The organism is Streptomyces mexicanus (assembly GCF_902506575.1).
GTDB lineage: Bacteria > Actinomycetota > Actinomycetes > Streptomycetales > Streptomycetaceae > Streptomyces > Streptomyces mexicanus.
In genome coordinates this window covers 803479-829194 of record NZ_LR732544.1, presented here as the reverse complement: position 1 = coordinate 829194, position 25716 = coordinate 803479, and the positions used below count along the sequence as shown (strand labels likewise).

Annotated in this window: 22 protein-coding genes, 1 tRNA gene and 1 pseudogene; 15 read left to right on the top strand and 9 right to left on the bottom strand. The window is 72.9% G+C overall.

The window, feature by feature from the left end:
- The 6 genes from GV126_RS03780 to GV126_RS03755 all read right to left on the bottom strand — a co-directional run.
- On the bottom strand, positions 1-606 hold a 606-nt coding region (locus GV126_RS03780), incomplete at its 3' end, for a TerD family protein (RefSeq protein ID WP_236569867.1).
- A 93-nt stretch (positions 607-699) separates the two neighbouring features.
- Complete coding sequence (locus GV126_RS03775) at positions 700-1689, bottom strand: zinc-dependent alcohol dehydrogenase family protein (RefSeq protein ID WP_159662656.1); 990 nt, start codon at positions 1687-1689, stop codon at positions 700-702.
- A complete protein-coding gene (locus tag GV126_RS03770) occupies positions 1686-2522 on the bottom strand; it encodes a carbohydrate ABC transporter permease (RefSeq protein ID WP_159662655.1) in 837 nt (278 codons plus the stop codon). Before GV126_RS03770 ends, GV126_RS03775 begins: the two co-directional genes overlap by 4 nt.
- On the bottom strand, positions 2519-3454 hold the full coding sequence (locus GV126_RS03765; RefSeq protein WP_159662653.1) for a carbohydrate ABC transporter permease: 936 nt from the start codon (positions 3452-3454) through the stop codon (positions 2519-2521). The genes GV126_RS03770 and GV126_RS03765 overlap by 4 nt, the downstream gene beginning before the upstream one ends.
- The gene (locus GV126_RS03760) at positions 3451-4824 is read right to left on the bottom strand and encodes an ABC transporter substrate-binding protein (protein WP_159662651.1); all 1374 of its coding nucleotides are present in this window, start codon (positions 4822-4824) and stop codon (positions 3451-3453) included. Before GV126_RS03760 ends, GV126_RS03765 begins: the two co-directional genes overlap by 4 nt.
- Before the next feature lie 105 nt (positions 4825-4929).
- Positions 4930-5700, bottom strand: a complete 771-nt coding sequence (locus GV126_RS03755) for a DeoR/GlpR family DNA-binding transcription regulator (protein WP_028422678.1) — start codon at positions 5698-5700, stop codon at positions 4930-4932.
- Positions 5701-6234: 534 nt separating this feature from the next.
- On the opposite strand from GV126_RS03755, the gene GV126_RS03750 reads away from it, so the two are divergent.
- Positions 6235-8046, top strand: coding sequence for an FG-GAP-like repeat-containing protein (locus GV126_RS03750; RefSeq protein ID WP_159662649.1), 1812 nt, complete (start codon positions 6235-6237; stop codon positions 8044-8046).
- Positions 8047-8326: 280 nt separating this feature from the next.
- Here GV126_RS03750 and GV126_RS03745 read toward each other — a convergent pair.
- Positions 8327-8767: pseudogene (locus tag GV126_RS03745) on the bottom strand (NAD-dependent epimerase/dehydratase family protein); the annotation flags it as partial.
- 441 nt (positions 8768-9208) lie between these two features.
- On the opposite strand from GV126_RS03745, the gene GV126_RS03740 reads away from it, so the two are divergent.
- From GV126_RS03740 to GV126_RS03710, 7 genes are all read left to right on the top strand, one after another.
- Complete coding sequence (locus GV126_RS03740; RefSeq protein ID WP_159662647.1) at positions 9209-10330, top strand: PQQ-dependent sugar dehydrogenase; 1122 nt, start codon at positions 9209-9211, stop codon at positions 10328-10330.
- A 71-nt stretch (positions 10331-10401) separates the two neighbouring features.
- Positions 10402-10542 carry a pyrroloquinoline quinone precursor peptide PqqA gene (gene pqqA, locus GV126_RS03735; RefSeq protein ID WP_159662645.1) on the top strand — a complete coding sequence of 47 codons (141 nt, stop codon included), beginning with the start codon at positions 10402-10404 and terminating at the stop codon, positions 10540-10542.
- A gap of 9 nt (positions 10543-10551) precedes the next feature.
- A complete protein-coding gene (gene pqqB, locus GV126_RS03730) occupies positions 10552-11466 on the top strand; it encodes a pyrroloquinoline quinone biosynthesis protein PqqB (protein WP_159662643.1) in 915 nt (304 codons plus the stop codon).
- Entirely contained in the window at positions 11463-12251 is a 789-nt protein-coding gene (pqqC, locus tag GV126_RS03725) for a pyrroloquinoline-quinone synthase PqqC (protein WP_236569865.1), read from the top strand. Before pqqB ends, pqqC begins: the two co-directional genes overlap by 4 nt.
- A complete protein-coding gene (pqqD, locus tag GV126_RS03720; protein WP_185946907.1) occupies positions 12251-12520 on the top strand; it encodes a pyrroloquinoline quinone biosynthesis peptide chaperone PqqD in 270 nt (89 codons plus the stop codon). The genes pqqC and pqqD overlap by 1 nt, the downstream gene beginning before the upstream one ends.
- Complete coding sequence (pqqE, locus tag GV126_RS03715) at positions 12517-13686, top strand: pyrroloquinoline quinone biosynthesis protein PqqE (RefSeq protein ID WP_159662639.1); 1170 nt, start codon at positions 12517-12519, stop codon at positions 13684-13686. Before pqqD ends, pqqE begins: the two co-directional genes overlap by 4 nt.
- Before the next feature lie 114 nt (positions 13687-13800).
- Positions 13801-14268, top strand: a complete 468-nt coding sequence (locus tag GV126_RS03710; RefSeq protein ID WP_201299796.1) for a winged helix DNA-binding protein — start codon at positions 13801-13803, stop codon at positions 14266-14268.
- Positions 14269-14382: 114 nt separating this feature from the next.
- Here GV126_RS03710 and GV126_RS03705 read toward each other — a convergent pair whose 3' ends face one another.
- Positions 14383-15597 carry a carboxylesterase family protein gene (locus GV126_RS03705; RefSeq protein WP_159662635.1) on the bottom strand — a complete coding sequence of 405 codons (1215 nt, stop codon included), beginning with the start codon at positions 15595-15597 and terminating at the stop codon, positions 14383-14385.
- Between the two features lie 5 nt (positions 15598-15602).
- A complete protein-coding gene (locus tag GV126_RS03700) occupies positions 15603-17096 on the bottom strand; it encodes a Gfo/Idh/MocA family protein (RefSeq protein ID WP_159662633.1) in 1494 nt (497 codons plus the stop codon).
- Between the two features lie 360 nt (positions 17097-17456).
- Here GV126_RS03700 and GV126_RS03695 point away from each other — a divergent pair, with 360 nt between their 5' ends.
- The 7 genes from GV126_RS03695 (at position 17457) to GV126_RS03670 (ending at position 25687) form a co-directional block, all read left to right on the top strand.
- Positions 17457-20453 carry a beta-galactosidase gene (locus GV126_RS03695; protein ID WP_159662631.1) on the top strand — a complete coding sequence of 999 codons (2997 nt, stop codon included), beginning with the start codon at positions 17457-17459 and terminating at the stop codon, positions 20451-20453.
- Positions 20454-20586: 133 nt separating this feature from the next.
- Positions 20587-21114: a MarR family winged helix-turn-helix transcriptional regulator gene (locus GV126_RS03690; RefSeq protein ID WP_159662629.1), complete on the top strand. Its 528-nt coding sequence runs from the start codon at positions 20587-20589 to the stop codon at positions 21112-21114.
- 68 nt (positions 21115-21182) lie between these two features.
- Positions 21183-21256: transfer RNA gene (locus GV126_RS03685), tRNA-Pro, on the top strand.
- 456 nt (positions 21257-21712) lie between these two features.
- Positions 21713-23947, top strand: a complete 2235-nt coding sequence (locus GV126_RS03680; RefSeq protein ID WP_159662627.1) for a penicillin acylase family protein — start codon at positions 21713-21715, stop codon at positions 23945-23947.
- A gap of 314 nt (positions 23948-24261) precedes the next feature.
- Positions 24262-24384, top strand: coding sequence for a hypothetical protein (locus tag GV126_RS37105; RefSeq protein WP_268977394.1), 123 nt, complete (start codon positions 24262-24264; stop codon positions 24382-24384).
- A gap of 96 nt (positions 24385-24480) precedes the next feature.
- Positions 24481-25365: a glutathione S-transferase C-terminal domain-containing protein gene (locus GV126_RS03675; RefSeq protein ID WP_159662625.1), complete on the top strand. Its 885-nt coding sequence runs from the start codon at positions 24481-24483 to the stop codon at positions 25363-25365.
- A 172-nt stretch (positions 25366-25537) separates the two neighbouring features.
- Positions 25538-25687, top strand: a complete 150-nt coding sequence (locus GV126_RS03670) for a hypothetical protein (protein ID WP_159662623.1) — start codon at positions 25538-25540, stop codon at positions 25685-25687.
- The last annotated feature ends 29 nt before the right edge of the window (positions 25688-25716 follow it).

Here is a 25716-nt window from a genome sequence, read left to right as displayed (position 1 = left end):
CGGGGTGACCTGGGGCTGCATCGCGGGCGGCGGGGTCACCGGCTGCGACGGGGTGCCCGGGTGCGGCGGGGCCACCGGCTGCGGCGGGGCGGCCGGCTGCGGTGCGGCGGCCGGTTCCTCCACCGTCACGCCGAAGTCGGTGGCGATGCCGGCCAGCCCGTCGGCGTACCCCTGACCGACGGCCCGCGCCTTCCACTGGCCGTTGCGCAGATAGATCTCCATGACGAGCAGCGCCGTCTCCGGGCCGAGCCGCGGCGGTGTGAAGGTGGCCAGCACCGAGCCGTCGTCGGCGTTGCGCAGCGTCGCCGTGGGCTCGATGCCCTGGAAGGTCTGCCCGGCCGCGTCCGGGCTGGCGGTGACCACGATCTTCTCGATGCCCGGCGGCACGGCGGCCGTGTCCACGATGATCGTGTCCGGGGCCGCGCCGCCGCCCGAGCGGTAGGTCACGCCCGGGCCGGCTGGCTGGTTGTAGAAGATGAAGTCGTCGTCGGAGCGCACCTTGCCGTCGGCGGTGAGCAGCAGGCCCGACACGTCGAGCCGCACCGGGGCCGCGACGTCCACCGCCACGCGCACGGCGGAGAGAGGGATGTTCGAGCCAGGGGTCATAGCTGTCATGTGAGGCGTAACGAACGGGGGCGCTTTACCGTTCCCTTACCTGCCGAACGGGTGACTCCGCCCCCGCCGCCCCTGCCGTGCGCCCTACGGCACCACCACGATCTTCCGTCCCACGCCCGCCGCGAACTGCTCCAGCGCCTGCGGGTAGTTCTCCAGCGGGATGCGGTCGCTGATGAAGCCCTCCGGGTCCAGCACCCCGTTCGCGAACAGCTCGGCCGCCCGCTCGTAGCTGTGCAGGACCGCCATGGAGCCGGTGATGGTGATCTCCTGGTTGTAGATGCGGTACGGGTCGATCGTCACCCGTGTCGCGTAGTCCGCCACGCCGAACTGCAGGAAGGTGCCCGCCTTGGCCACCCGGTCCAGGCCGTCCTGGATGGCCGCCGCGTTGCCGGTCGCGTCGATCACCACGTCCCAGCCCTGCGGCCGGTCCAGCTCGTCCGCGTTCGCCGCCGACGCCGACACCCCCAGCGCCCGCGCCGTCTCCAGCCGCTTGGCGTTGACGTCGACCACGTCCACGCTCGCCGCGCCCGTGCGCTTGGCCAGCTCCAGCATCATCAGGCCCATGGTTCCGGAGCCGTAGATGAGGACGTGGGCGCCCAGGCGCGACTGGAGCACGTCGTAGCCGCGCACGGCGCACGACAGCGGCTCGATCAGGGCCGCGTCCTCGGTGCGGACGTGCTCGGGCAGCTTGACGCAGTTCGCCACGGGGGCGACGGCGTAGCGGGCCGCGCCGCCGGCCGTGGTGACGCCGATCGCGGCCCAGCGTTCGCACAGGTTGTTGTGGCCGGTGCGGCAGTAGCGGCACTCGTGGCAGTACAGGGAGGGGTCCACCGCCACCCGGTCACCGGCCGCGACCTCGGTGACCTGCGTGCCGACGCCGACCACCACGCCCGCGAACTCGTGTCCCGGCACGATCGGCAGCTTCGGCGCGAACTCCCCTTGCAGGATGTGCAGGTCCGTCCCGCACAGCCCGCAGGCGGCGACCTCGACGACGACCTCGCGCGGTCCCGGCGTCGGGTCCGGGACCTCGGTGACGACGGCGCGGCCCACGGACTCGATGACGGCGGCCTTCATTTCACGGCTCCCAACGACAGGCCCTGGACCAGTTTGTCCTGGGCGGCGAACCCCGCGGCGAGCACCGGCAGGGAGATGACGAGCGACGCGGCGCACACCTTGGCCAGGAACAGGCCCTGGCTGGTGATGAAGCCGGTCAGGAAGACGGGGGCGGTCTCGGCGACCACGCCCGTCAGGACCCGGGCGAACAGCAGTTCGTTCCAGCTGAAGATGAAGCAGATCAGGGCGGTGGCGGCGATTCCGGGCAGGGCGATCGGGGCGACCACCCGGGCGAGGATCACCGGCAGGCGGGCCCCGTCCACCCGGGCCGCCTCGATGACGGCGACCGGGACCTCGGCGAGGAAGGACTGCATCATCCACACCGCGATCGGCAGGTTCATCGAGGTGTACAGGACGACCAGCAGCCAGATGTTGTCGAGCAGCCCGGCGTTCTTGGCGAACAGGTAGATCGGCAGCAGGCCCGCGACCACCGGCAGCATCTTGGTGGACAGGAAGAAGAACAGCACGTCCGTCCACTTCTTCACCGGCCGGATCGACAGCGCGTACGCCGCCGGCAGCGCGAGGAGCAGGACGCACAGCGTGGAGACCACCGACGCCACCGCCGAGTTGACCAGCGCGGGCCAGGGGCTGGCCCCGCCGCCGCTGCCGAAGAACTCCCGGTAGCCGTCCAGCGTCAGCGACGCCGCGAAGGACGGCGGGTTGGTCGCGGCGTCCGCCTCGGAGTGGAAGGACGTCAGCGCCATCCAGGCGATGGGCAGGAAGAAGACGATGCCGGCCAGCCAGGCCACCAGGCCCAGCCCCCTGCGGCGGACGGCGCTCGGCACGGCGCTCATGCGGACACCTCCTCGCGGAACAGGGACGACACCACGCGCAGGGCGAAGGTCGCGATGATGATCGAGCCGATGACGACCAGGACGCCCGCGGCGGAGGCGAGGCCGTTCTCGTGGGCCTGGTAGAAGCTCTGGTAGACGGTGTAGGGCAGGTTCGCCGTGCCCAGGCCGCCGGAGGTGATCGTGAACACCGCGTCGAAGTTCTGCACGATGTAGATCGAGCCGAGCAGGGCGCCCAGTTCCAGGTAGCGGCGCAGGTGCGGCAGGGTGAGGTGGACGAAGATCTGCCAGTCGCCGGCCCCGTCCACCCGGGCGGCCTCGATCTGCTGCTGGTCCCGGCTCTGCAGCCCGGCCAGCAGGATCAGCATCATGAACGGCGTCCACTGCCACACCAGCGAAGCCTCGACGGCGAGCAGCGGGGTGTTCGACACCCAGTCGGGCTGGGGGCCGCCGACGTAGTGCAGCAGGCCGTTGAACAGGCCGTACTCGGGGTTGTACAGCACGTGCTTCCACAGCAGCGCGGCGGCCACCGGGACGATGAGGAACGGCGCGATCAGCAGGGTGCGCACCACGCCCCGGCCGCGGAAGCGGCGGTCCAGCAGCAGCGCCAGCACCAGGCCGAGGACCAGGCTGGCCAGGACCACCGCCACCGTCAGCAGCACCGTCGTCCACACCGAGTGGCGCAGGTCCGCGTCGGTGAGGACCTGGCGGTAGTTGTCCAGCCCGGTGAAGTGCCGGGCCTTGGGATACAGGGCGTTCCAGTCGAAGAAGGAGATCACCAGCGTGGCCACGAACGGCAGCTGGGTCACGACGATCATGAAGACGAGCGCGGGCAGCAGCGGGGCCCGGGTGGCCCAGGCGCGCAGCCGGGCGGAGGGCTGCCGCGCGCCGCGCAGGGCGGGGGCGGCCACGGGGGCCGTGGTCGTGGCGGTCATCGTCCCTCGTACTCCTTGGAGATCTTCGCGGCGAGTTTCTGGGACTTCTTCAGGGCCGTCTCGACGGACTGGCGTCCGGCGACGGCCGCGCTGATCTCCTGGGAGACCTTGGTGCCGAGGTCGGTGAACTCGGGGATGTCGACGAACTGGATGCCGGGCGCGGGCCGCGGCTGCACGCCGGGGTCGTTGGGCCTGGCGCTCTCGATGGCCTCCTTCGTCATCTCCTGGAAGGCGGCGGCCTCCTTGCGGTAGGCGGGGTTCTCGTAGGTCGAGGCGCGCTTGCCCGCGGGCACGTTCGACCAGCCGGCCTGCTCGCCGACCAGCTGCTCGTACTCCTTGCTCGACGCCCAGGAGACGAACTTCCAGGCCTTGTCGGCGTTGCGGGAGGCCTTCTGGATGCCCCAGGCCCAGGTGTAGAGCCAGCCGGAGGACTTCGTGCGCTCCACCGGGGCGGGGACGTAGCCGATCCTGCCCCGGACGGGGGAGCCCTCGGCCTCCAGGGAGCCGGCCGCGCTCGTGGCGTCGTACCACATGGCGACCTTGCCCTGGGTCAGGTTGTTCAGGCACTCGGCGAAGCCGGACTGGGCGGCGCCGGACTCGCCGTGCGCGCGGACCAGGTCGACGTAGAACTTCGTCGCCTTCACGAACTCGGGGGAGTCCAGGTGCGCCTTCCAGTCCTTGTCGAACCAGGTGCCGCCGAAGGTGTTGACGACCGTGGTCAGCGGGGCCATCAGCTCGCCCCAGCCGGGCAGTCCGCGCAGGCAGATGCCGCGCATGCCGGGCCGCGCGCCGTCCACCTTCGCGGCCAGGTCGGCCACCTGCCGCCAGGTGGGGTGGGCGGGCATCGTCAGGCCCTTGGCCGCGAACACGTCCTTGCGGTACATCAGGAACGACGACTCGCCGTAGAAGGGCTCGCCGTAGAGTTTGCCGTCGTCGGCGGTGAGCGACTCGCGCATCGGCTCCAGCACGTCCTGCTGGTCGAAGCCCTTGTCCTGGGCGACGTAGGAGTCCAGCGGGTGCAGCCAGCCGTTGCGGGCGTAGATCGGTATCTCGTAGTTGGACAGCGTGGCCACGTCGTACTGGCCGGCCTGGTTGGCGAAGTCCTGGCTGATCTTGTCGCGGACGTCGTTCTCCGGCAGCACGGTGAAGTTCACCTTGATGCCGGTCTCCTTGGTGAAGTGCGCGGCGGTGAGCTTCTGCAGCTGGACCATCTGCGGGTTGTTGACCATCAGGACGTTGACGGAGTCACCGCCGGACCCCGCCCCGCCCGCGCCGACCCAGCAGCCGGAGAGCAGCGGGGCGAGCAGCGTCCCTGCGGCGGCCAGCGCGAGTGTGGCTCGCGGCGGCCGCCGTCGGCTCTGGGTTCGCATGGATCGCTCCTGGTCTAAGGGGACGTAAAGGTGCTTGAACGTAGGTATGCGGAGGTAACGGGCAGCGCCGGGTGTGCGGCACACCGGCAGGCGGGCGGCGGCCGTTCAGACCCGGACGACCTGCGGGCCCAGCAGGGCGTAGCGGTGCGCCTCGGACGCCGGGAGAAGGGTGCTGGTCACGATCGCCTCCAGCGCGCCGACCTCCGCGAACCGGCAGAAGCTGACCGCGCCGAACTTGGTGTGCACCCCGGCGAACACCGTGCGCCGCGCCGCCCGCATCGCCTGCGCCTTCACCTCGCTGACCGCGGGATCGGGTGTGGTCAGCCCGTGCTCGCGGGAGATGCCGTTGGCGCCGATGTAGGCGAGGTCGAGGACGAACCCGGCCAGCATCTTCGTCGTCCAGTGGTCCACGGTGGCCAGCGTGCCCGCGCGCACCCGGCCGCCCAGCAGCAGCACCGAGACGTTCTCCGCGCCGGCCAGGGCGCCCGCGACCGGCAGGGAGGCGGTCACCACGGTCAGCGGCCGGTCCCGGGGCAGCGCCTCGGCGATGAGCTGCGGGGTGAAGCCCTCGTCGACGAACACGGTCTCGGCGTCCCCGAGGAGTTCGGCCGCGGCCGCCGCGATGCGCCGCTTCTCGGGCACGTGGCTGGTGGCCCGGAAGGCGAGCGTGGTCTCGAAACCGGCGCTCTCCACCGGGTAGGCGCCGCCGTGGGTGCGGCGGACCAGCCCGTGGTCCTCCAGGGCGCGCAGGTCCCTGCGGACGGTCTCCTTGGCCACCCCCAGCTCGGCGGCGAGCGTGGTGACGTCCACCTGGCCGGTGGCCCGGGCGACCCGCACGATCTCCCGCTGCCGCTCCTCCGCCGTCCGCGCGCCCATGGCCGACACCTGCCTCCCGTGCCTCGTTGCCCGTTCGGGCCTCGGGGGACAGTTCTACTGCGGTCACGCGGCGCTGACCAGGTCTGTTGCGGGCCCGATACTGCCCGGGTGTGCCCGTTTGCCATGCGCTGTGCCCGCCGCGGACCTGCACGGCTGCGGGTGCGCCGGGTGGGAACGGGCAGCGCGGATGCCCGAATGCGGTGGCGGGCGGGCCCGTTCGGTGCCCGCCCGCCACCGCGAACGATCGTTTTGCGCCGCCACCGGGGTCCTTCGACCCGTCCGGGGCCGACGCGCCGCCGCCTCGCCCGTATCCGGGGCCGACGCGCCGCCGACACGCCCGCATCCGGGCCGCGCGCCGCCGGCACGCCCGCATCCGGGCCGCGCGCCGTCGGCACGCGCCGTCCGGCGGCAGGGCTGCGCTGAGGTGACGTGGCCGTGAACGGCGGTCGTACAACCAGTCGGTCGGGTCGAGGGTCGCACTGGACGGGGCGCAGGCACTGCGTTCCGCACCCGTTCGCACAGGAGGAACGTTCCTTGGTCTCCCGACACACCGGCCGGCGCCGTCTCGGCGCCGCCGTCGCCACCGTTCTCGCCGTCACGGTCGGTGCGGGCTCACTGGCCGCCGCCCCGGTGGCCGCCACGGAGGCCCCCGTCGCGACGCAGGGGGCGAGCGGTCTGCTCCCGATGGTGCCCGGCGCCACGCCGGCGTCCGCCGGCTCCGAGGGCTTCCTGGTGCGCGTCCCCCACGACGGCGAGGAGAGCAAGCTGCGCTGGGTCGCCTACGACGGCGGCGCGACACGCGACAAGCTCGTCTACACCATCGAAGGCATCGCCGACACATCCGGGGACATGGTCGTCACCTCGAGCGACCTGTACGGAACCGAGGCGGTGGACATGTCCACCGGCACCTCCTTCCGCATGCGGTCGGTCCCGGACGGACCGGACAGCTTCTACGCGGGCGCCGCGGGCCGGTCCCTCTTCGTCCGCGGCGCCTCGAAGCTGTGGCTGCAGACCGGCGACACCGAGCCGCGCGCCGTGCAGGGCCTGCCGGAGACGGCCTCCTACGACCGGGTGCGGCCGGGTGACGCCACGCACGGCCTGCTCACCACCCGCACCGCGGAAGGCGGACAGCGCATCGGGCTCATCGACCTGACCGATGCCGGCCTCACCTACCCCTACCCGCAGCAGGCACGCAACCCCGTGGTCTCCGGCAGCCGGCTGGCCTGGGTCGAGGACGACACCGCCACGCACACGCTCCGCGCGGTCGTCCGTGACCAGGCGACCGGTGCCCGCACGGTCGTCCCCCTGCCGGGGACCACGGCAGGCGCGGACCTGAAGATCGGCCTGCTCGGTGACTGGGTGACCTACGGCACCACGGCCGTTCACCTCGGGACCGGGGAGAAGCTCGCACTCCTGGACCGTGCCGGTGCCGCGTTCACCGTGCCCGACGGCACCGCGCAGATCGTCCAGGGCAGCCACGCCGTCCAGGGCCAGGGTATCTTCCGGGTCTCGCTCGGCACGGACGGCCGGCCGGCCGTGCGGCTGCTGGCGCACGCCGGCACGCCCACCTCCGCCCTGCACGACGTCGACAACGACGGTGCCGCCGACCTGTTGGGCCGCGACACCTCCGGAGTGCTGTGGCGCGACAGCCCCGAGGACGGACGCCCGCGGGCGCGGATCGGCGGCGGCTGGCAGATCTACGACAAGATCGAGGCCGTCGGCGACATCGCGGGGGCCGGGAACCCCGGCTTCACCCCCGAACTCGTCGCCCGGGACGGGGACGGTGTGCTCTGGCTGTATTCGGGCCGGGAGGACGGCGGCTTCACCAGGCGCGTGCGGATCGGCGGTGGCTGGCAGACCTACACCCACCTCACCGGCGGCAGCGACCTCACCGGGGACGGCCGCCCCGACGTCGTCGCCATCGACAAGGCGGGCGTTCTCTGGCTCTACCGCAGTACCGGCGAGACCTCCCGCCCGTTCGAGGCCCGCAAGCGCATAGGTCACGGCTGGGACATCTACAACCAGCTCAGCGCCGTCGGGAACCTCGCCGGGGGACCCGCGGGAGACCTCGTCGCCCGCGACAAGGACGGTGTCCTGTGGCTCTACCTCGGCAAGGGCGACGGCACCTACACGCAGCGCACGAGGATCGGCGGCGGCTGGCAGGTCTACGCGCAGTTGGTGGGCGCCGGCGACGTCGACCACGACGGCAGGGCCGACCTCTTCGCCCACCGCCCCGGCACGAAGACCGTGTACCTGTACTCCGGTACCGGCGACTGGCGCCGGCCCTTCGCGGCCCGCGTCGTCTCCGACGCCCAGAGCGGAAACGCGTACAACCACATGAGCTGAACCGGAAGCCCGGCCGGGCGCGGCACTGCCGCGCCCGCAGCGGCCGCACGCGGGAACGCGCTACGGCCTAGGGTCTGTCCGGCGGATCAAGTCGCAGGGATCTCACGGCGACTGATCTGTCCAGGTGAGCGGGGCATGGTGCGTCCCTGTGCAAGGCGGAGGAGGGAGTCGACGCGGAGCGTCGGCGAGTGACGACAACGCCGCCTGGGGGTACCCCCTGCTCGAAGAGCTTGGGGGAGTGCCAGGCCCCGCGTCTGCGGCATGATCCGCCGGACAGGCCCTAGTGCGGCCAGATCGGCGGGTCGGTGACGAAGTGGCCGCCCAGACAGGCGTGCGCCGGGTTGTCCGGGTCCAGTTCGCCCTGCTCGGCGATCAGCTTGGCGGCGTACGGCTCGGAGTCGTCCTGCGGCTCGTAGCCCAGCGCCCGCGCGCTCGACAGGTCCCACCACAGGCGGGTGTTGGCGGAGGAGCCGTAGACGACGGTGTGGCCGACGTGCTCGGCGGTCAGGGCCGCGTGGAAGAGGCGGGCGCCGTCGGCCGGGCTCATCCACATCGAGAGCATGCGCACGCTGGTCGGCTCGGGGAAGCAGGAGCCGATGCGCACCGAGACGGTCTCGATGCCGTGCTTGTCCCAGTACAGCTGGGCCAGGTCCTCGCCGAAGGACTTCGACAGGCCGTAGTAGGTGTCCGGGCGGCGCGGGGTGTCGACGGGCCCCCGGGGCCGGCCCCGCCACGGTACCCGGGGTCACGGAAACAGCGGCGCCGCGCGGCGCCGCTCCGGCCGGCTGCGCCCCGCCGCAGGACAGGCCGCGCTGACCCGGCGTACTCCGTCCGGCCCTTCCGTACGGCGGCGGGTCACTCGTGGGAGGGACACCTCGGCGCCGGTGGACCGGCGGCGGACGGACCGGCCCGCAAGCTTCCTGCTGTCCGCAGTCCCGGCGCCGGGAAACGGCCCCTCGCCAGAAGGGGCGATTCCGGCGGCCACTGCTTCAGGGGGCGCCCGAACACTCCGGAAAGGAGCCGTCGCGCCGCTCGGCCCGCCCCTTTTCCCTCGGGCCGACCGCGCTGCGGCGCGGCACTGAGCAACCCCCTCGTATCGCACGCGGCCGGGTCGTCCCCGGCGGGGACCACGCGGCCGCGCCACGACAGGAAAGGCATCAGGATGTCACGCTTGGCGCATTCGGCGGTGCATCGGGTCCGCCCGTACACGGCCGCGCTCACCGCTGTCGCCGCCGTCACGGCTGTCGGCGTGTCCGGGCCGTCCGCGACGGCCGGCCAGCCGCACGCCGGTCCCCGTGCGAGCGGCAAACCGTCGGGGATCAGCAAGCTCGCGGACGACTTGACGACCCCCTGGGGGATTTCGTTCCTCCCGGGTCGCAACGCGGCCCTGGTGACGGAACGCAACACCGGCGTGGTCTGGAAGGTCGCCTCCGACGGCGCCGAGAAGAAGGTCGGCACCGTACCGAACTCGGTGTGGGAGCAGGAAACCCAGGACAAGGGCGGCCTGCTCGGGGTCGCCGTGTCACCGACCTGGAACGGGACGAGCGACCAGGACGTCTTCTTCATGGAGACCACGGTCAGCGACAACCGCGTGGTCAAGATGCGCTTCGACGGCACCCGGCTGAGCGGCTACACCCCCATCCTGACCGGCATCGTCAGGGACACCCAGCTCAACGGCGGAAAGATCGCCTTCGGGCCCGACGGCTATCTGTACGTCGCCACCGGCGACGCCCGGAAGCGCAATCTCGCACAGGACAAGAAGTCGCTCAACGGAAAGATCCTGCGGATCACCAAGACCGGTGCGGCGGCCCCCGGAAACCCGTTCGGGACACGCGTCTACAGCTATGGCCACCGCAATCCCCAAGGACTGGCCTGGGACCGTGCCGGTCGGTTGTGGTCGACGGAGGTCGGGGAGGACACCTGGGACGAACTCAACCTCATCAAGCCGGGGAAGAACTACGGTTGGCCGACCTGCGAGGGCTCCTGCGCACGCGCCGGCATGACGAACCCGAAGATGGTCTGGAGGCCGGACGAGGGCGGTGTGCCCGCGCAGATCGCGGTCGTCGACAACGTCCTGTACGTCACCACGCTGAGCGGCCACCGGCTGTGGCGGCTGCCGATCGACGCCACCGGCGAGGACGTCGGACACGCGACGGCCTACTACAACCGCACCCACGGCCGGCCGCCGGCGCTGGCCCAGGGCCCCGGCGCCGACCAGCCCTGGATGGGCACCAGCGACCGCGGCACCAAGAAGGACCTCCTGCTGAAGGTGACCATCAAGTAACGGCCGCCTCCCCAAGGACCCCTCCCGCACCGGGAGGTCAACACCCCCTCGCAGAAAGGAAGGTACGCACCATGACCGAAGCCGTCGAGCAGGTCGAGCAGCCCACCCGGACCACCACCGAGGAGAGCGCCTCGACCGCCTGGCAGACGCCGGGGTACGCGGTCGTCGACACCGCGCTGGAGGTCACCGCCTACTCCCTCAGCGTCCGCTAGCCCCCCGTCATGCTGCTGCAGGTGCTCGGTACCGCGGCCGGCGGCGGCATCCCCCAGTGGAACTGCGCGTGCCCCGGGTGCTCCGGGGCACGCGCCCACCCCGGGCGACGCCGCCGACACGCCTCGTTGGCCGTCCGTGCCGACGAGGGCCGCTGGTACCTCGTGAACGCCACCCCCGACATCGGCGACCAGATCGAGGCGCACCCGGCCCTTCATCCGGGGCCCGGAGCCCGGCAGACGCCGATCGCCGGAGTCGTCCTCACCGACGCCGAACTCGACCACACGCTGGGGATCTGGCGGCTGCGTGAAGCGGACGGCCTGGAGATCCTCGCCACCGCCCCGGTCCGCGAGGCGGTCGACGGCCGCCTGCGCCTCGGCCCGGTCCTCACCCCGTACACCACCCTGACCTGGCGGGAGCTGCACGGCCGGGGGACACAGCCGCTCGGCCCCAGGGCGAGCGGACCGGCCGGATCCGGCCTGCGGATCAGCGCCGTGCCCGTCTCCGGCAAACGCCCCCGCTACGCCGCCGACGCACCCGAGGACGACACCTGGGTCGTCGCGCTGCGCCTGTACGACCCGGCCACCGGCCGGAGCGCCCTGTACGCCCCGGCCGTCGCGACCTGGTCGGACACGCTGCATCAAGCCGCCGCCGAGGCCGACTGCGTCATCGTCGACGGCACCTTCTGGGACGAGGAGGAGCCCCGCCGCACCGGCATCTCCTCCCGCACCGCCACGGGCATGGGCCACCTGCCCATCGACGGACCGAACGGCACCGCCGGCATCCTCGCCACGCTGCCCGGCCGCTGCCTGTACACGCACCTCAACAACACGAACCCCCTCCTCGACCCCGCCGCGCCGGAGCACAAGCGGCTCGCCCGGCTGGGCCTCGCGGTGGCCGACGACGGAATGGTGATCGAGCTGTGACCACGCCCCTCGCCCCGCCGCTGAAGCCCTGGAGCCGCGCCGAGTTCGAGGACCGCCTGCGCGCGGTGGGCCAGGACAGGTACCACGACCGTCACCCCTTCAACCTGCGCATGCACGAGGGCGACCTCACACCCGAGGAGGTGCGCTGCTGGATCACGAACCGCTTCCACTACCAGCGCCACATCCCCGTCAAGGACGCGCTGATCATCGCGAAGCTGGACTCCTCGCGGCTGCGGCGCATGTGGCTGCGGCGGATCGAGGACCATGACGGGCGCAGCGAGGGCGAGGGCGGCATCGAGCGCTGGCTGCGGCTCGGCGAGGCGGCCGGGGTCGACCGCGAGATCCTGCTCTCGGGGCAGAGCGTGCTGCCGGGCGTCCGGCTGGCCGTGGAAGGGTACGTCAACTTCTGCCGCCTGCGCTCGACCTTGGAGGCCGTCGCCGCCTCGCTGACCGAGCTGACCGCTCCCGATCTGATGCGGCTGCGCATCGAGGCGTTCGAGCGTCATTACCGCTGGATCGCGCCGGACGGGCTCGCCTACTTCCGCGCCCGCGTCGACCAGGGCCGGCGCGACAGCGCCGAGGCGCTGGACCTGGTGCTGGAGTGGGCCCGCACCCGCGAGGAGCAGGAGAAGGCCGTGGCCGCGCTCCGCTTCAAGTGCGATGTGCTGTGGACCCTGCTCGACGCCGTACAGGAGCACACCCGCCAGGTGGAGTTCGCCGGGACGGAGGCGTCCGCCGGGCCGGACGCGATCGCCGGGCAGAGCGGCCCTCGGGAGCGGGTGTGATGCCGCGAACCGTCGCCCCGTGGCGTCCGGCGCTCGCCCCCGCGCTGATGCTGCGGCACGATGCCGTGCGCGGCAGGGACCTGCTGGTCCTGCCGGAACGCGTGGTCGTCCTCGAAGGGCACGGCGGCACGGTCGTCGGCCTGTGCGACGGCACCCGCACCGTGGAGGGCATCGTCGGCGAGCTGGCCGACCGGTTCCCGGGTGCGCCGGTGGCCGACACCGTCCCTGCCTTTCTCGACAGCCTGCGGCAGGAGGGCTGGCTGACGTGACCACCTCCGTGAACCCCGGATCCGGCCGGGAGCCCGCGCCCCCGGGGGCGCTGCTCGCCGAACTCACCCACGCCTGCCCGCTGCACTGCCCGTACTGCTCCAATCCCTTGGAACTGGCCCGCCGTTCCACCGAGTTGAGCACCGACGAGTGGACGGACGTCCTGCGGCAGGCCGGTGAGATGGGCGTCGTGCACACCCCCCTCTCCGGCGGCGAGCCGCTGCTGCGCCCCGACCTGGAGCGGATCGTCGCCGCCGCCGAGGGCGCCGGGATCTACACCCAGCTGGTCACGAGCGGCACCGGGCTGGACGAGGCCCGGCTGGCCGCGCTCACCGCGGCGGGGCTGCGCAGCGTCCAGCTGTCCGTCCAGCACGCCGATCCGCGGGCCGCCGACCGCATCGCCGGACGCCCGGCTTCCTTCGCCGCGAAGGAGCGGGCCGCGGCGCTCGTGCGCCGGGCCGGACTTCCGCTCGGCCTGAACGTCGTGCTGCACCGCGACAATCTGGACGCCGTGGACGCCCTCATCGAGCTGGGTGTGGCCTGGGGCGCGGACCGCATCGAGCTGGCCAACACGCAGTTCTACGGCTGGGGCCTGCTCAACCGGGCCGCGCTGCTGCCCACCCGCGACCAGCTGGCCCGCGCCCGGGAGACCGTGGAGCGCAGGCGTGAGCAACTCGCCGGCCGGATCGACCTGGTGTGGGTCGTCCCCGACTACTTCGACGGCGTCGCCAAGCCCTGCATGGGCGGCTGGGGAGCGGTCTCCCTCACCGTCACACCGGACGGGACGGTCCTTCCGTGCCCGGCGGCGGCCTCCCTGCCGGACCTGGACCCGCCCACCGTCCGCGACCACCCGCTCGCCTGGATCTGGGAGCACTCCGCGGCCTTCAACCGCTTCCGCGGCACCGAGTGGATGACGGGTCCGTGCCGGAGCTGTGCCCGCCGGGAGGAGGACTTCGGCGGCTGCCGCTGCCAGGCGTTCGCGCTCACCGGCGACGCCGCCCGCACCGACCCGGCGTGCGCGCTCTCCCCGGACCACCACCTCGTCCGCGAGCCGGCCGACGCGGGCCGGTCCGAGCCGCCGCCGTACGTCTACCGCCGCCCCGGGGCGGTACCGGCACCGGCACCGCCCTCGCCACCGGTCCCCACCGCCGTCGCGGCGGAGGGCTGAGGCGGGACCCGCGTGGCATCGCGTCCCCGCTGCCCTACGCCTTGACCTCAAGCAAACGTGAGGTCCTACGGTCGTCGCGTTCCGATCACCACCGAGGGAATGCGGAGGGGACGTGTGAGCGTGGAGATCAAGGAATACCCGACGGACGAGCTGGCCGCTCAGCCCATCGGCGCGTGGAGCGGTGAGGTGTACCGCCGCGTGGTGGGGGCGCTTCGGGCACAGTTGGCGGTGGAGGACCTCACCCAGCCGCACTGGTGGACGCTCAACCACGTCGCCGGGGAGCCGGGCAGATGGACGCGGGCGGCGTTGACCGAGCGGCTGACCCCGTACGACGACCAGGGCATCGACTTCGACGGCGTCTTCGACGACCTGGTGGCCCGCGGGTGGCTGACGGAGGGCGAGGGAGGCGGCATGACGCTGACCGAGGCGGGTCAGGCGGGGCGCCTGCGGGCCCGGGAGCGCAATCTGCGGGTCCACGAGCAGACGCACGAGGGCGTGGACACGGCCGACTTCGTGACCACGATCAATGTGCTGCGCCGCATGGTGGCGAACCTCGGGGGCGACGGCAACCTGCCTGACTGATCCCCGCCAACCTGCCTGACTGCCCCCCCCCGCCGGGCGACCGCCCTCCCGCGGCCCGGCGCCCGGCCGCGGGAGGGCGGCCCGGGTGCTCCCGTGGTGCGGGAGGCTCCCGCACTACGGAACCGGCACCAGCGGCGCGGGCAGGGGGCCGGGATCGCCGGTCCGGGCGAAGGAGGCCCACACCGCGCGCACGGCTCGGCCGAGCGCGTCGACCTCCGCCCAGTCGGCGTCACCGAGCATCGGCGCTCCCTTCCAGGCGTCCTCGGACCCCAGCAGCAGCGGCAGCTCGACGCAGTGCGTGGCGCCGAGCCGGGAGCCGTGGGGACGCCAGTCGAGCCGGTACCCGTGGACCCGCGCACCGGCCCGGCGCAGCCGCGCCCGCAGATCGGCGTACGGCACCTCGAAGGCGCGCCGCGTCCGGTCGGCCACGTCGCCGTCGTCGCCCGCGTCCGGCGGGAACGCCGACATCTCGTCACGGTTCCACCCGTACAGCACGTCCAGGCCGCGCGCGCCGGCGTCGAAGCAGGCGCCCGGTTCCCGCAGCGGGTCCGCCCCGGACACGGGGGTGAACGCCGGCGCCAGCCCGCTTCCGGTGTGCGCGGAGTGGGCGGCCGCGGTGCGCCGTTGCGCCGTGACGACGGCCTCGGCGGGCGTCGTGAGCGGGTCGGCGCCCAGGTGGCCGGCGAAGAGCCGGCCGGTCTCGCGCGCCTCGGCGGCGGGGCGGCAGGCGAAGTCCAGCGGCGCGCTCTGCAGGACGGCGCGGTGGAACAGCCCGCGCGCCTCGGGGACCTCCAGCAGCACCCGGATCGACAAGGCGCCCGCCGACTGGCCGAACACGGTGACGTTCTCGGGGTCCCCGCCGTACTCGGCGATGTGGTCCCGGACCCAGCGCAACGCCTCCATCTGGTCGAACAGGCCGAGGTTGCCCTCGCTGACGCCGTCGAGGACGAGGTAGCCGAGGGCGCCGAGCCGGTAGTTCACGCAGACCACCACCACCTCGCCCTCGGCGGCGAGCGCACCGCCGTCGTACCAGTCGAGCAGCCCGGCGCCGCTGCTGAAGCCGCCGCCGTGGAACCAGACCATGACCGGCCGTGGCCCGCCGCCGCCCGCGGGGGCGGTGACGGAGAGATGGAGGCAGTCCTCGCCCTGCGGCCACCGGTCCTCGTCGTGCGGCGGACCCATCACCGCTTCGAGCCGGGAGGGCGGCTGCGGGCAGATCCGGCCGCTCACGGGGCCGGTGTCCCCGGCGGTCACCGGCCGGGGGCGGGCGAAGCGCTCCGCGGTGGCGTACCGGAGGGGACCGCTTCGGACGACCTCGGTGCTGCTCATGGCTCTCACTCCCGCTCTGCGTTCGGCCGGGGGCCGCGTGCCGGGTTCCGTCCCTGGGTCCGCGTGCCCGGTCCCGCCCCTGGGGCCTGCGCGCCGGGTCCCGTCCCCGGCCCGTGTTCCTGTCCGTGGCCGGGTACCTGGATCCGCACCGGGTGAGACATGCGGCGAGCGCCGGCGGGGGCCGCCGCCTCCGGCGGGACGGGGGCCAGCCGTGTGCCCTCGTCCGTGAGGGCGACCGGCGCGCCGGTGCGGGCCGAGCGGTCGGCGGCGACGCCGGTCAGGACGCTGCGCAGCCCGTCGCGGTAGCCGGCCCGGCGCCCCGACGGGTCGGCCCCGGTGCGGCGCAGGACGTCGTCGAGCATGAGGGCGTCGCCGCCGCCGTGTCCGCCCTCACCGCGCACGACGGTGATCTCCTCGGGCCGCTTCCAGTGCTCCTGCACGGTGAGCCGTTCGTGGCCGCCGTCGTCCTGGTCGCCGGCGGCCGTGGGATCGATCGCGGTGCCGGGCGGCGTCCACAGCCGTTCGCAGACCTCCAGCTCCAGCCGGCCCCGGGTGCCGGTGATGGCCACCCGGTAGCCCTCGCGGGGGGCGTACGCGGTCAGGGAGTACGTCAGCACGGACCGGTCGGCGTAGCGGACCAGCACGGACATGGTGTCGTCGATGTCGACGCCCTCGGTGAACGGGTCCAGGTCGCGGTGGTAACCGTCCTCGTGCTCGGCGTCCAGGTACAGGGCCTTCAGGCGGGGGTCGGCGCTCAGGTCGAGCAGGAAGGGATCGCTGCCGAGCGTGGGCGCTCCGTGGGCGCGCGGCGGGCGGGGTGCGGCGGACCGGGCGGCTCCCGCGGCGCCGTCCCCGTAGAAGCGGCGGTCGGTCTGGGCGAAGACCTGCACCGGGTGGCTGCCCAGCCACCAGTTGACGAGGTCGAAGTGGTGCGTGGACTTGTGCACGAGCAGGCCGCCGGAGTTCTCGCGCCGGCGGTGCCAGCGCCGGAAGTAGTCGGCCCCGTGGACGGTGTCCAGCATCCATTCGAAGTGGACGGCGGTCACCTCGCCGATGCGTCCCGCGGACAGCAGCTCACGGACCGCCGTGTTGCGGGGCGAGTAGCGGTAGTTGAAGGTGACGACGAGCTGCGCGCCGCTGCGCTCGGCGGCCTCGGCGATGCGGGCGCAGCCCTCCTCGTCCACGGTGAGGGGTTTTTCCACCACCACGTCGACACCCGCGTCCAGGGCCGCGCACACGTAGGCGGCGTGCGTGGCGTCGGGGGTGGTGACGACGACGGTGTCCGCCGAGGCGAGGACCGTGTCCAGGTCCTCGGGGCCGTAGCAGGGCACGGCCGGGTGTCCGGCGGCCCGTACACGGCGGTTGTAGTGGTCCATGCGCGTGCGGTTGGTGTCGCAGAACGCGACGAGCCGGCCGGTGTCGCTCCAGTCACCGAGCAGCGCGTCCACGTACAGCTGCGAGCGGTGGCCGAGCCCGATGACCGCATAGCGGCGGTGCATGGTGTGCTCCTCCCGGACCGACGAGGGCCTTTGGAACGATTCAGTGCGTGAGCCTAGGGCACGTTCCGTGCTCTGCACAGGACCCTGCGTCGTGATCCTTCTCAACGCTCTCCCTCCGCGGCTGTCTGCTGACGACCGGTTGACTGCCGTGTCGCCGCCGTGATTACTTGCTGCGGCGCGCGTTCGTTCTCGTTGATTCCCGTTCGATTCACGGGGATTTTGTTGGTCTCCGGTCGAGGAACCGGACCCGAACCGGACCCGATCCTCCTCCGCACCGCCCCGAACGCACGCCTTTCGTACCGCCCGGAACGGACGGACGTCCGTACCCGCCCCGACCACCGTCACCGAGGAGAACGACCCGTGGAACTGTCCCGTCGTGCCTTCACCGCTCTGACCGGGGCGGCAGCGCTGACCGCAGCGCTGCCGGCCACCGCCTGCGCCCAGGCGGCGCCGGGCCACGGCCTCGCCCACGCCGACGGGGTGCGCGCCGACGGTGCCGCAGCCGCGCGGCGCACCGTCGCCTTCGACCGGTACTCGCTCCTGGTCGACGGGCGCAGAGTGCCCCTGTGGTCGGGCGAAGTGCACCCCTTCCGCCTGCCGAGTCCTTCCCTGTGGCGGGACGTGCTGCAGAAGATGCGGGCGAGCGGCTACAACGCGGTTTCCGTGTACGCCTCCTGGGCCTACCACTCGCCGGCGCCCGGCCGCTACGACTTCACGGGCGTACGCGATCTGGGCCGGTTCCTCGACCTGGCCGCCGAGGCCGGGCTGTACGTCATCGCCCGGCCGGGCCCGTACATCAACGCCGAGACGGACGGGGGAGGTTTCCCCGGCTGGCTGGCCGTCACCTCCGGCCGTGCGCGCACCAGTGACCCGGAGTACCTGAAGTACGCCGACGAGTGGCTCACCGCCGTCGACGCGGTGATCGAGCCGCGGCTGTACACCAAGGGCGGGGGCACGGTCGTCCTGTACCAGCTGGAGAACGAGTACGCCTCCTACGTCACGAGCGCGACCGGCCGCGACTACATGGCCCACCTGTACGCGAAGGTCCGCGCCGACGGCATCGACGTGCCGCTGTTCCACAACGACAAGGGCCGCAACGGCTACTGGGTCCCCGGCTCCTTCTCCACCGGTGAGGAGAGCGGCCGTTACCTGTACGCCTTCGCCGGCTACCCCTCCGCGAGCGGAAACCCGCCGGACTGGGGCTACTTCGGGCCGGGCGGCGCCAGGGGCGGCTCCACCGCCAGCCCCGACACCCCCGGATTCCTGGCCGAGTTCGCGGGCGGCTGGTTCGACTGCTGGGGCGGGGCCGTCTTCGGCGGCAAGGGCTACGCGGGCTCACGGGCCGAGCGCGACGCGGCCTACGAGCGCCGGTTCTACCTGACCAACCTCGCCAACGGCATCAAGATCCACAATGTGTACATGACCTTCGGGGGCACCTCCTGGGGCTGGCAGCCCGCCCCCGTCGTGTACACCTCCTACGACTACGGGGCCGCCCTCGACGAGGCCCGCAACCTCACCGCCAAGATCCCGCCGATGAAGCAGATCGGCTCGATGCTCGCCTCCTTCCCGGACCTGGCCCGGCTGGACCGGGCCGAGGACACCGCCGCGAGCAGCGCGGACGTGCGCGTCTACCACCTGGCCGACCCCGAGCGCGGCTCGCACCTGTACTTCCGGCGCAACGACACGAGCCGCGACGCCACCTGCACCCTGCCGGTGACGACGGTCGCCGGCCCCCTGACCGTCCCGGCCGCGGGCGGCGGCCTCAAGGTCGCCGCCAAGGACATGAAGGTGCTCGCCACCAACCTGTCGCTGGGCCGGAGGGCGCTGCTGTACAGCACCGCCCAGCCGATGTGGCGGGCCACCGGCCCCGAACGGGACCTCGCCGTCCTCACCGGCCGCCCCGGCGACCCGGTGGAGATCGTCCTCAAGAGCCGTCTCCGCCCCACCGTGACGACGACCGGCGGCAGCGCGCAGGCCGTCCACGACGCGGCCGCGGGCACCCTGCGGATCAACGCCGTCCTCGACGGCCTGACCCGCCTGCGCATCGAGGGCGGCGACCAGGACGTGCCGTTGCTGCTGCTCCTGGCCGACGACACCGCGACGGCCACGCTCTGGCCCCGCACCACGGGCGACGGCGCGCTGCTCGTCAGCGGACCGGCCCTGGTGCGCGACGCCCGCGTCGACGGCGCCGCCGTCCACCTCACCGGCGACACCACCGCCCCGAGCGAGCTGGAGGTGTGGTCGCCGGAGCGGATCCGCACCGTCCTGTGGAACGGCCGGCGCGTCCCCGTCACCGCCACCGCGTCCGGCGGCCTGGCAGCCCGGAGCCGGCTGGCGGGCCCGCGCGCCCTGTCCCTGCCCGACCTCACCGACTGGCGGTACGCCCCCGAGAACCCCGAGGCTCAGCCGGGCTTCGACGACACCGACTGGCGGGTCTGCGACCTGACGACCACGCACAGCACCACCAAGGTGCCCGCCGGCCAGCCCGCCGTCCTCTTCGCCGACGACTACGGCTTCCACTACGGCGACGTCTGGTACCGCGCGACGGTGACCGACGCGAGCAGCGCGCAGACCCTCGCCCTGACCTACCAGGCCGGCACGCTCGGGCTGCTGATGGCCTGGTGGGACGGCCGGCCGCTCGGCACCCACCGCCTGCCCGTGCCCACCAAGGACCAGGCGACCTGGAGCACCTGGTCGGACACGGCGGCGTTCACCGTGCCCGCCGACCTGCGCGGCGCGGGCCCGCACACGGTGGCCGTGCTGGTGCGCCGCATGGCCCACGAGGAGGACGGCGGCGCCAACGACGCCTTCAAGTCGGCCCGCGGCCTGACCGCCGCCACCCTCGACGGCGCCCCGCTGACCTGGCGCATCCAGGGCGCCACCGCCGCCGACCCGGTGCGCGGACCGCTCAACACCGGGGGCCTGTACGGCGAACGCCACGGCTGGCACCTGCCCGGCTACCCCGCCCGGACGTGGGCGCCGGTGCCCCTGCCGCACACCGACACCCGGCAGGGCGTGGCCTGGTACCGCACCGAGTTCCCCCTGTCCGTCGACCGCGGCACCGACGCCTCGCTCGGCCTGACCTTCACCGACGAGGCGAGCCGGCCGTACCGGGTGCAGATCTTCCTCAACGGCTGGAACCTCGGCCAGTACGTCAACGACGTCGGCCCCCAGCACACCTTCGTCCTCCCCAACGGCATCCTCGACACCCGCGGCACCAACACGTTGGCGCTCGCCGTCCTGTCCGACGGCACCGCGCCCGCCGGTCCGCCGCGGCCCGCCCTCACCGTGCTGGGCCTGGCGGCCGGCGGCGTCCCGGTCGAGAAGGTCGCCTCGCCGGCGTACCGCCGGGGCTGAGCACCCGCCGGCTCCTGACGGCCGCCGAGCCCGGTACGGGCAACCGGGACCCCGCACCCTGTGGGGTCCCGGGACGGCCTGGCATGGCACCTGCAAATACTTGCGCAACGCAACGATATGGTAGCCTGGGGGTATGCCCACTGCATCGCCGCCCCCCGGCCCCGTCTCGCCCGAAGTGGCCGAGATCGAGCGCGCACTCACCCGGATCACCTACCTGAGCACGCGGGCCCGGCAGCACGACAGACTGATGGGCCTGGCCGGGGTGCCGCTGGACCGCGCCGCGGTCGCGCTGCTGCGCCAGATCGCCGACAGCGAACCGCAGCGGCCCGGTGAACTGGCCAACCGCCTGGGCGTGGAGGCCTCCCACGTGACCCGCACGGTGCAGCAACTGGAGAAGTCCGGGTACGTCACCCGCGTTCCCGACCCCGACGACCGCCGCGCCCAGCGCATCCGGCTGACCGGGCAGGGCCGCGACGCCATCGCCCGCATCCGCGAGGCCGGTGCCCGCGGCATGGAGGCCGCCCTGTCCGGCTGGTCCGCCGAGGAACTGCACCAGCTCGCGACCCTCTTCCACCGCATGGTCGACGACTTCCTGGCGTATGCGAAGGACATGGACGCCGAGCACGACACCGCCGCCGGGACCGTCCCGCGCACCGCGTGATCGAGTCATCCGCTCGGGTGCGGTAAAGTTGATCCGCGCGATCACGCGGACCACCGCGGGGCGCGCAACGGGACGTGGCGCAGCTTGGTAGCGCACTTGACTGGGGGTCAAGGGGTCGCAGGTTCGAATCCTGTCGTCCCGACTCGTGAGAGTCGCAGGTCAAGGGCCGGTTTCGGAGAATCCGAAACCGGCCCTTGACCATTCTTGGCGACCTGTCGGGCACCCGTGCTCCTGGACCGGTGCCAGCGGGGCCGTGGCCGCTGCCGACGGCCGAACGGGTGCTGCCGGCGGCCGTGTGCCACCGCACCGCGCCGTCAGGACGGCCTTGCCGGTGACCTGTGGGGTGCGGAGCACCTCGAGTGAGAGATGCGGTCTTGTCAGTGAGCGGTCACCCGGATAGGACTGTCCTGTACCTGGTCACCGGGCGGTGACACCTGTCACACGTCGGCTGCTCGGCGATGCCGTGTGCGCGGAGGGGAGCGGTGACGTGAGTCCGGTCGACGCCACGGCGTGACAGCCGCCCGGATACGCGGTGCCAGGAGCCGCCTTCTTCCTTCGGGCTCGGCCCGTCGAGGCTTGGAGGAAGGTGGAGCAGCTCATGCATCATGCGCAGTTCACGGGGGTGAGCCGACGCCGCGTCCTCGGCACGGCGGCCGTCGCCGTCGCCGCCGCGGCCCTGCCGGCCGCGACGGCTCAAGCGGCAGCACCGGCGGACTCCGGGTCCACCGCAGCCCGTTGGCGCAGGCACGTGGAACGTGTGACGATCACCCGCGACGACTGGGGCGTCGCGCACGTGGTGGGTGAGAGCGACGCCGACGCCGTCTTCGGGATGATGTACACCCAGGCCGAGGACGACTTCAACCGCGTCGAGACCAACTACCTGGTCGCTCTCGGCCGTCTCGCCGAAGCCGAGGGCGAAAGCGCGCTCTGGCAGGACCTGCGTCAGCGGCTCTACCTCGACCACGAGGAGCTGAAGAAGGCACACGCGCGCTGCCCGGCCTGGCTGCGGGCGCTGACGCAGGCGTGGGCGGACGGCCTGAACTACTACCTCGCCACCCATCCCGAGGTGCGCCCCCGAGTCATCCGCCGCTTCGAGCCCTGGATGACGCTGAGTTTCTCCGAGGGCAGCATCGGCGGCGACATCGAGTCCATCCCGCTCAGCCGGCTCGAAGCCTTCTACAGCGGGCGGAGCCTGCCGATGACCGAGGAGGAGCGAGGTCTGGCGTTCCGGGAGCCCACCGGCTCGAACGGCATGGCGATCGCGCCGAGCCACACCCGCGACGGTCACGCGCTGCTCCTGATCAACCCGCACACCAGCTTCTTCTTCCGCGCCGAACAGCATGTGACCAGCAAGCAGGGACTCGACGTCTACGGCGCCGCCACATGGGGCCAGTTCTTCATCTACCAGGGCTTCAACGCCCACACCGGCTGGATGCACACCTCCAGCGGCATCGACAACATCGACAACTTCGCCGAGACGATCGTGACCGGAGACAACGGCAGGCGCTGCTACCGCTACGGCGACGAGCTGCGCCCCGTGACGACGAAGCAGGTCGTCCTCCGCGTGCGCACCGAGGACGGCGGCCAGGAGGAGCGCCGGTTCACCACCTACGCCACGCACCACGGTCCGATCGTGCGTGAGGAGGACGGCAAGTGGATCGCGTGTGCGCTGATGAACAAACCCGTCGACGCCCTGAAGCAGAGCTATCTGCGCACCAAGACGCGGGACTACGACGAGTACATCGGTGTCGCGGAACTCAAGGCGAACAGCTCCAACAACACCCTCTTCGCCGATTCCAAGGGGGACATCGCCTTCCTGATGCCGCAGTTCGTGCCGAAGCGCGACGACCGCTTCGACTACCTGAAGACCGTCGACGGCAGTGACCCGGCGACCGACTGGCAGGGCCTGCACAGCCTGGCGAGCATGCCCCGGGCCGTGAACCCGAAGAACGGCTGGGCGTTCAACACCAACAACTGGCCCTGGACCGCGGCGGGGGACGACAGCCCGCACGCGGCCGACTATCCGCGCTACTTCGACCGGGCCGGGGAGAATCCGCGCGGGCCTCAGGCGATCCGGGTGCTGAGCGCGCGCAAGGACTTCACGCCCCGGACGCTGATCGACGCCGCCTTCGACCCGTACCTCACCGCGTTCGCCCGGCTCGTCCCCGGTCTCGTGGCCGCCTGGGACGCGCTGCCCCGGGGCAGCGCGCGCAGGAAGCGGCTGTCCGCCCCGATCGCCCTGCTGCGCGACTGGGACACCCGGTGGTCCGCCGAGTCGACCGCCTTGTCGGTGGCCGTGTTCTGGGGCGAGGACCTGTGGGCCATGACGGCCCAGGCGGCGGCGGACGCCCAGATGTCCGGCTGGGACTACATGGCCGACCGTGCCACGGACACCCAGCGCCTCGACGCCCTGGCCACGGCAGTGGCCCGGCTGGAGCGGGATTTCGGCAGCCAGGACGTGCCCTGGGGCGACATCAACCGCTACCAGCGCAACGACGGCGCCATCGTCCAGGACTTCAGTGACGACAAGCCGAGCGTGCCGATCCCCTTCACTTCGTCACGCTGGGGATCGCTGGCCTCGTTCGGGGCCAAGAGCTACCCGGGCACGAAGCGTTACTACGGCACCAGCGGCAACAGCTTCGTCGCCGTGGTGGAGTTCGGGCCCCGGGTGCGTGCCTGGGCGGTGACGGCGGGCGGGGTCAGCGGCCACCCCGACTCGCCGCACTTCGCCGACCAGGTCGAGCGCTATGCGAGCGGCAACCTGCGACCGGTCTACTTCCATCCCGACGAGCTGGCAGGCCACGTCGAGCGCAGGTACCGACCGGGCGACTGACCCGGCAGGGGGTCGGAGCGGGCAGGGTGGCGTGCGCATCACCCTGCCCGTACCGGAAGGTCGGGCCGCGCCCGCCTGGCGCGCCCGGCACGACCGGTGAGGCCCGTGCCGAAACGCGGAATGCCACTGCTTGCGGAAATGGGCGCGCGAAAGGCGGTCGCCGTCCCCGGCGGTGCGCGGCGGAGCCCGGCGCCCGCCGCGCCGGATGTCCTCAGGGTGGACCCCGCCGTCCCGCAGGCCGAGATCCGCCCTTGACTGCGTCATCCGGCGGATCGACACTCCATGAAGGAATCCTAGTGAACGGGTAGGGAATCATGGGGCGTCGTGAGCCGGTGACCGGCCGGGTGGGCCGTACGCCCCGGCCGGCGCTCCTTCTGACCTCCCGCCGCCACATCGACCTGCTGCGCGTCTGCAGCGCGATGAGCGCCCTCGGCTGAGCCGCGCCCCGGCCGCGCCGCCGACGGCGACGGCCCCGCCCCCCCACCGTCTGAGCAGCACGCCCGTTCCGCGCGTGCCCGTACCCGGGGAGACCCATGTCCGTCACACCGCTGGCCGCCCACCGCTCCGCACCGTCCGTCCCGGCCTTCCGCGGGCGCCTGGGCAGGGACCCGCGCAGCGGCCACTGGGCCGTACCGCGCCGCTACCGGCTCCACGTGTCCACCGCCTGCCCCCAGGGCCTGCGCATCGCCGTCACGCACAGCCTGCTCGGCGTCGGCGACAGCTGTCCGCTGACCCTGCTGCCCGCCGTACCCGACGGCCCGGACGGCGGACACACGGCGCTGCGCCCCCTGTACGAGGCCGGGGCCCACCACTACCCGGGACCGGCGCTGGCGCCGGTGCTCGGCGACGACTGGTCCGGCCGGATCGTCAGCAACCACGCCCCCGACATCATGCGCGACCTCGACCGGTACTTCGGCGACGGCCGGGCCCCGCTGTACCCGTGCGGGGCCGCGGCGGACATCGAGGCCGTCGAGCGGCTGTGCGCCCAGGACGTCGACGAGGCCGCCCAGCGCGCCGGCCGGGCCGGAGACGGCCCCGCCGAGCGCGCCGCGGCCCTGCGGGTCCTGCTCGACGCGCTCGGTGACCTCGAGCGGCGACTGGCCGGCCAGGAGTACCTGACCGGTGATCAGCTCACCGCCGCCGACGTGACCGTGTGGGCCTCCCTGGTGCAGCTCGACACCGTGCACCGCCACCACCTCGACGCCGCCGCCGTGCACCGCATCGCCGACCACCCCGCGCTGTGGGCGCACGCCCGCCGGCTGACCGCCCACCCGGCCTTCGCCGCCCACCTCGACCTGGACGGCATCGCCCGCCGCCACCACGCCCGCTGCCGGGGCCTGGAGGCGGCCGGCGCGGCCGTCCAGATCCTCGACTGGGCCGCCCACGCCGGGGGTGCCCACGGCAGCCGGTTCTCATGAGGTGTTCCACCTGGTGGACCCGGCGTTGACTTTCCCCCGGCCAACTGACTTACTTACGGCCCAGAACGGTCATCGGGCCACCCGCGCACCGCACCGAGCCTCACCGGTCACCGCACCGGTCACCACGAGGTCCGCTGCGGATGCCAGGCCCCCGCAGCGACAGGTGACGGACATGGACGCAGCTTCCCGGACGGCCGCCGGCCGCGCCCCGGGCCGCGTCGCGCCGTCCACGCGCCTCCTCGTGACCGACCGCGCCGTCGACCTGCTCCGCGTCAACAGCGCGCTGTGTACCGCGCCGGGCCGTGCCCGCCGCCAGGGCTGACGACGTCCAGCAGCCCCGCCTGAGCCACG

What these genes read in the sequence shown, in the direction of transcription:
- GV126_RS03765 (WP_159662653.1), bottom strand. Translation starts at nt 3,454, where the DNA reads ATGACCGCCACGACCACGGCCCCCGTGGCCGCCCCCGCCCTGCGCGGC.
- GV126_RS03770 (WP_159662655.1), bottom strand. Translation starts at nt 2,522, where the DNA reads ATGAGCGCCGTGCCGAGCGCCGTCCGCCGCAGGGGGCTGGGCCTGGTG.
- GV126_RS03760 (WP_159662651.1), bottom strand. Translation starts at nt 4,824, where the DNA reads ATGCGAACCCAGAGCCGACGGCGGCCGCCGCGAGCCACACTCGCGCTG.
- GV126_RS03675 (WP_159662625.1), top strand. Translation starts at nt 24,481, where the DNA reads ATGTCCGTCACACCGCTGGCCGCCCACCGCTCCGCACCGTCCGTCCCG.
- pqqB (WP_159662643.1), top strand. Translation starts at nt 10,552, where the DNA reads ATGCTGCTGCAGGTGCTCGGTACCGCGGCCGGCGGCGGCATCCCCCAG.
- GV126_RS03705 (WP_159662635.1), bottom strand. Translation starts at nt 15,597, where the DNA reads ATGAGCAGCACCGAGGTCGTCCGAAGCGGTCCCCTCCGGTACGCCACC.
- GV126_RS03775 (WP_159662656.1), bottom strand. Translation starts at nt 1,689, where the DNA reads ATGAAGGCCGCCGTCATCGAGTCCGTGGGCCGCGCCGTCGTCACCGAG.
- GV126_RS03755 (WP_028422678.1), bottom strand. Translation starts at nt 5,700, where the DNA reads ATGGGCGCGCGGACGGCGGAGGAGCGGCAGCGGGAGATCGTGCGGGTC.
- pqqD (WP_185946907.1), top strand. Translation starts at nt 12,251, where the DNA reads ATGCCGCGAACCGTCGCCCCGTGGCGTCCGGCGCTCGCCCCCGCGCTG.
- GV126_RS03740 (WP_159662647.1), top strand. Translation starts at nt 9,209, where the DNA reads ATGTCACGCTTGGCGCATTCGGCGGTGCATCGGGTCCGCCCGTACACG.
- GV126_RS03670 (WP_159662623.1), top strand. Translation starts at nt 25,538, where the DNA reads ATGGACGCAGCTTCCCGGACGGCCGCCGGCCGCGCCCCGGGCCGCGTC.
- pqqA (WP_159662645.1), top strand. Translation starts at nt 10,402, where the DNA reads ATGACCGAAGCCGTCGAGCAGGTCGAGCAGCCCACCCGGACCACCACC.
- GV126_RS37105 (WP_268977394.1), top strand. Translation starts at nt 24,262, where the DNA reads ATGGGGCGTCGTGAGCCGGTGACCGGCCGGGTGGGCCGTACGCCCCGG.
- GV126_RS03690 (WP_159662629.1), top strand. Translation starts at nt 20,587, where the DNA reads ATGCCCACTGCATCGCCGCCCCCCGGCCCCGTCTCGCCCGAAGTGGCC.
- GV126_RS03680 (WP_159662627.1), top strand. Translation starts at nt 21,713, where the DNA reads ATGCATCATGCGCAGTTCACGGGGGTGAGCCGACGCCGCGTCCTCGGC.
- GV126_RS03700 (WP_159662633.1), bottom strand. Translation starts at nt 17,096, where the DNA reads ATGCACCGCCGCTATGCGGTCATCGGGCTCGGCCACCGCTCGCAGCTG.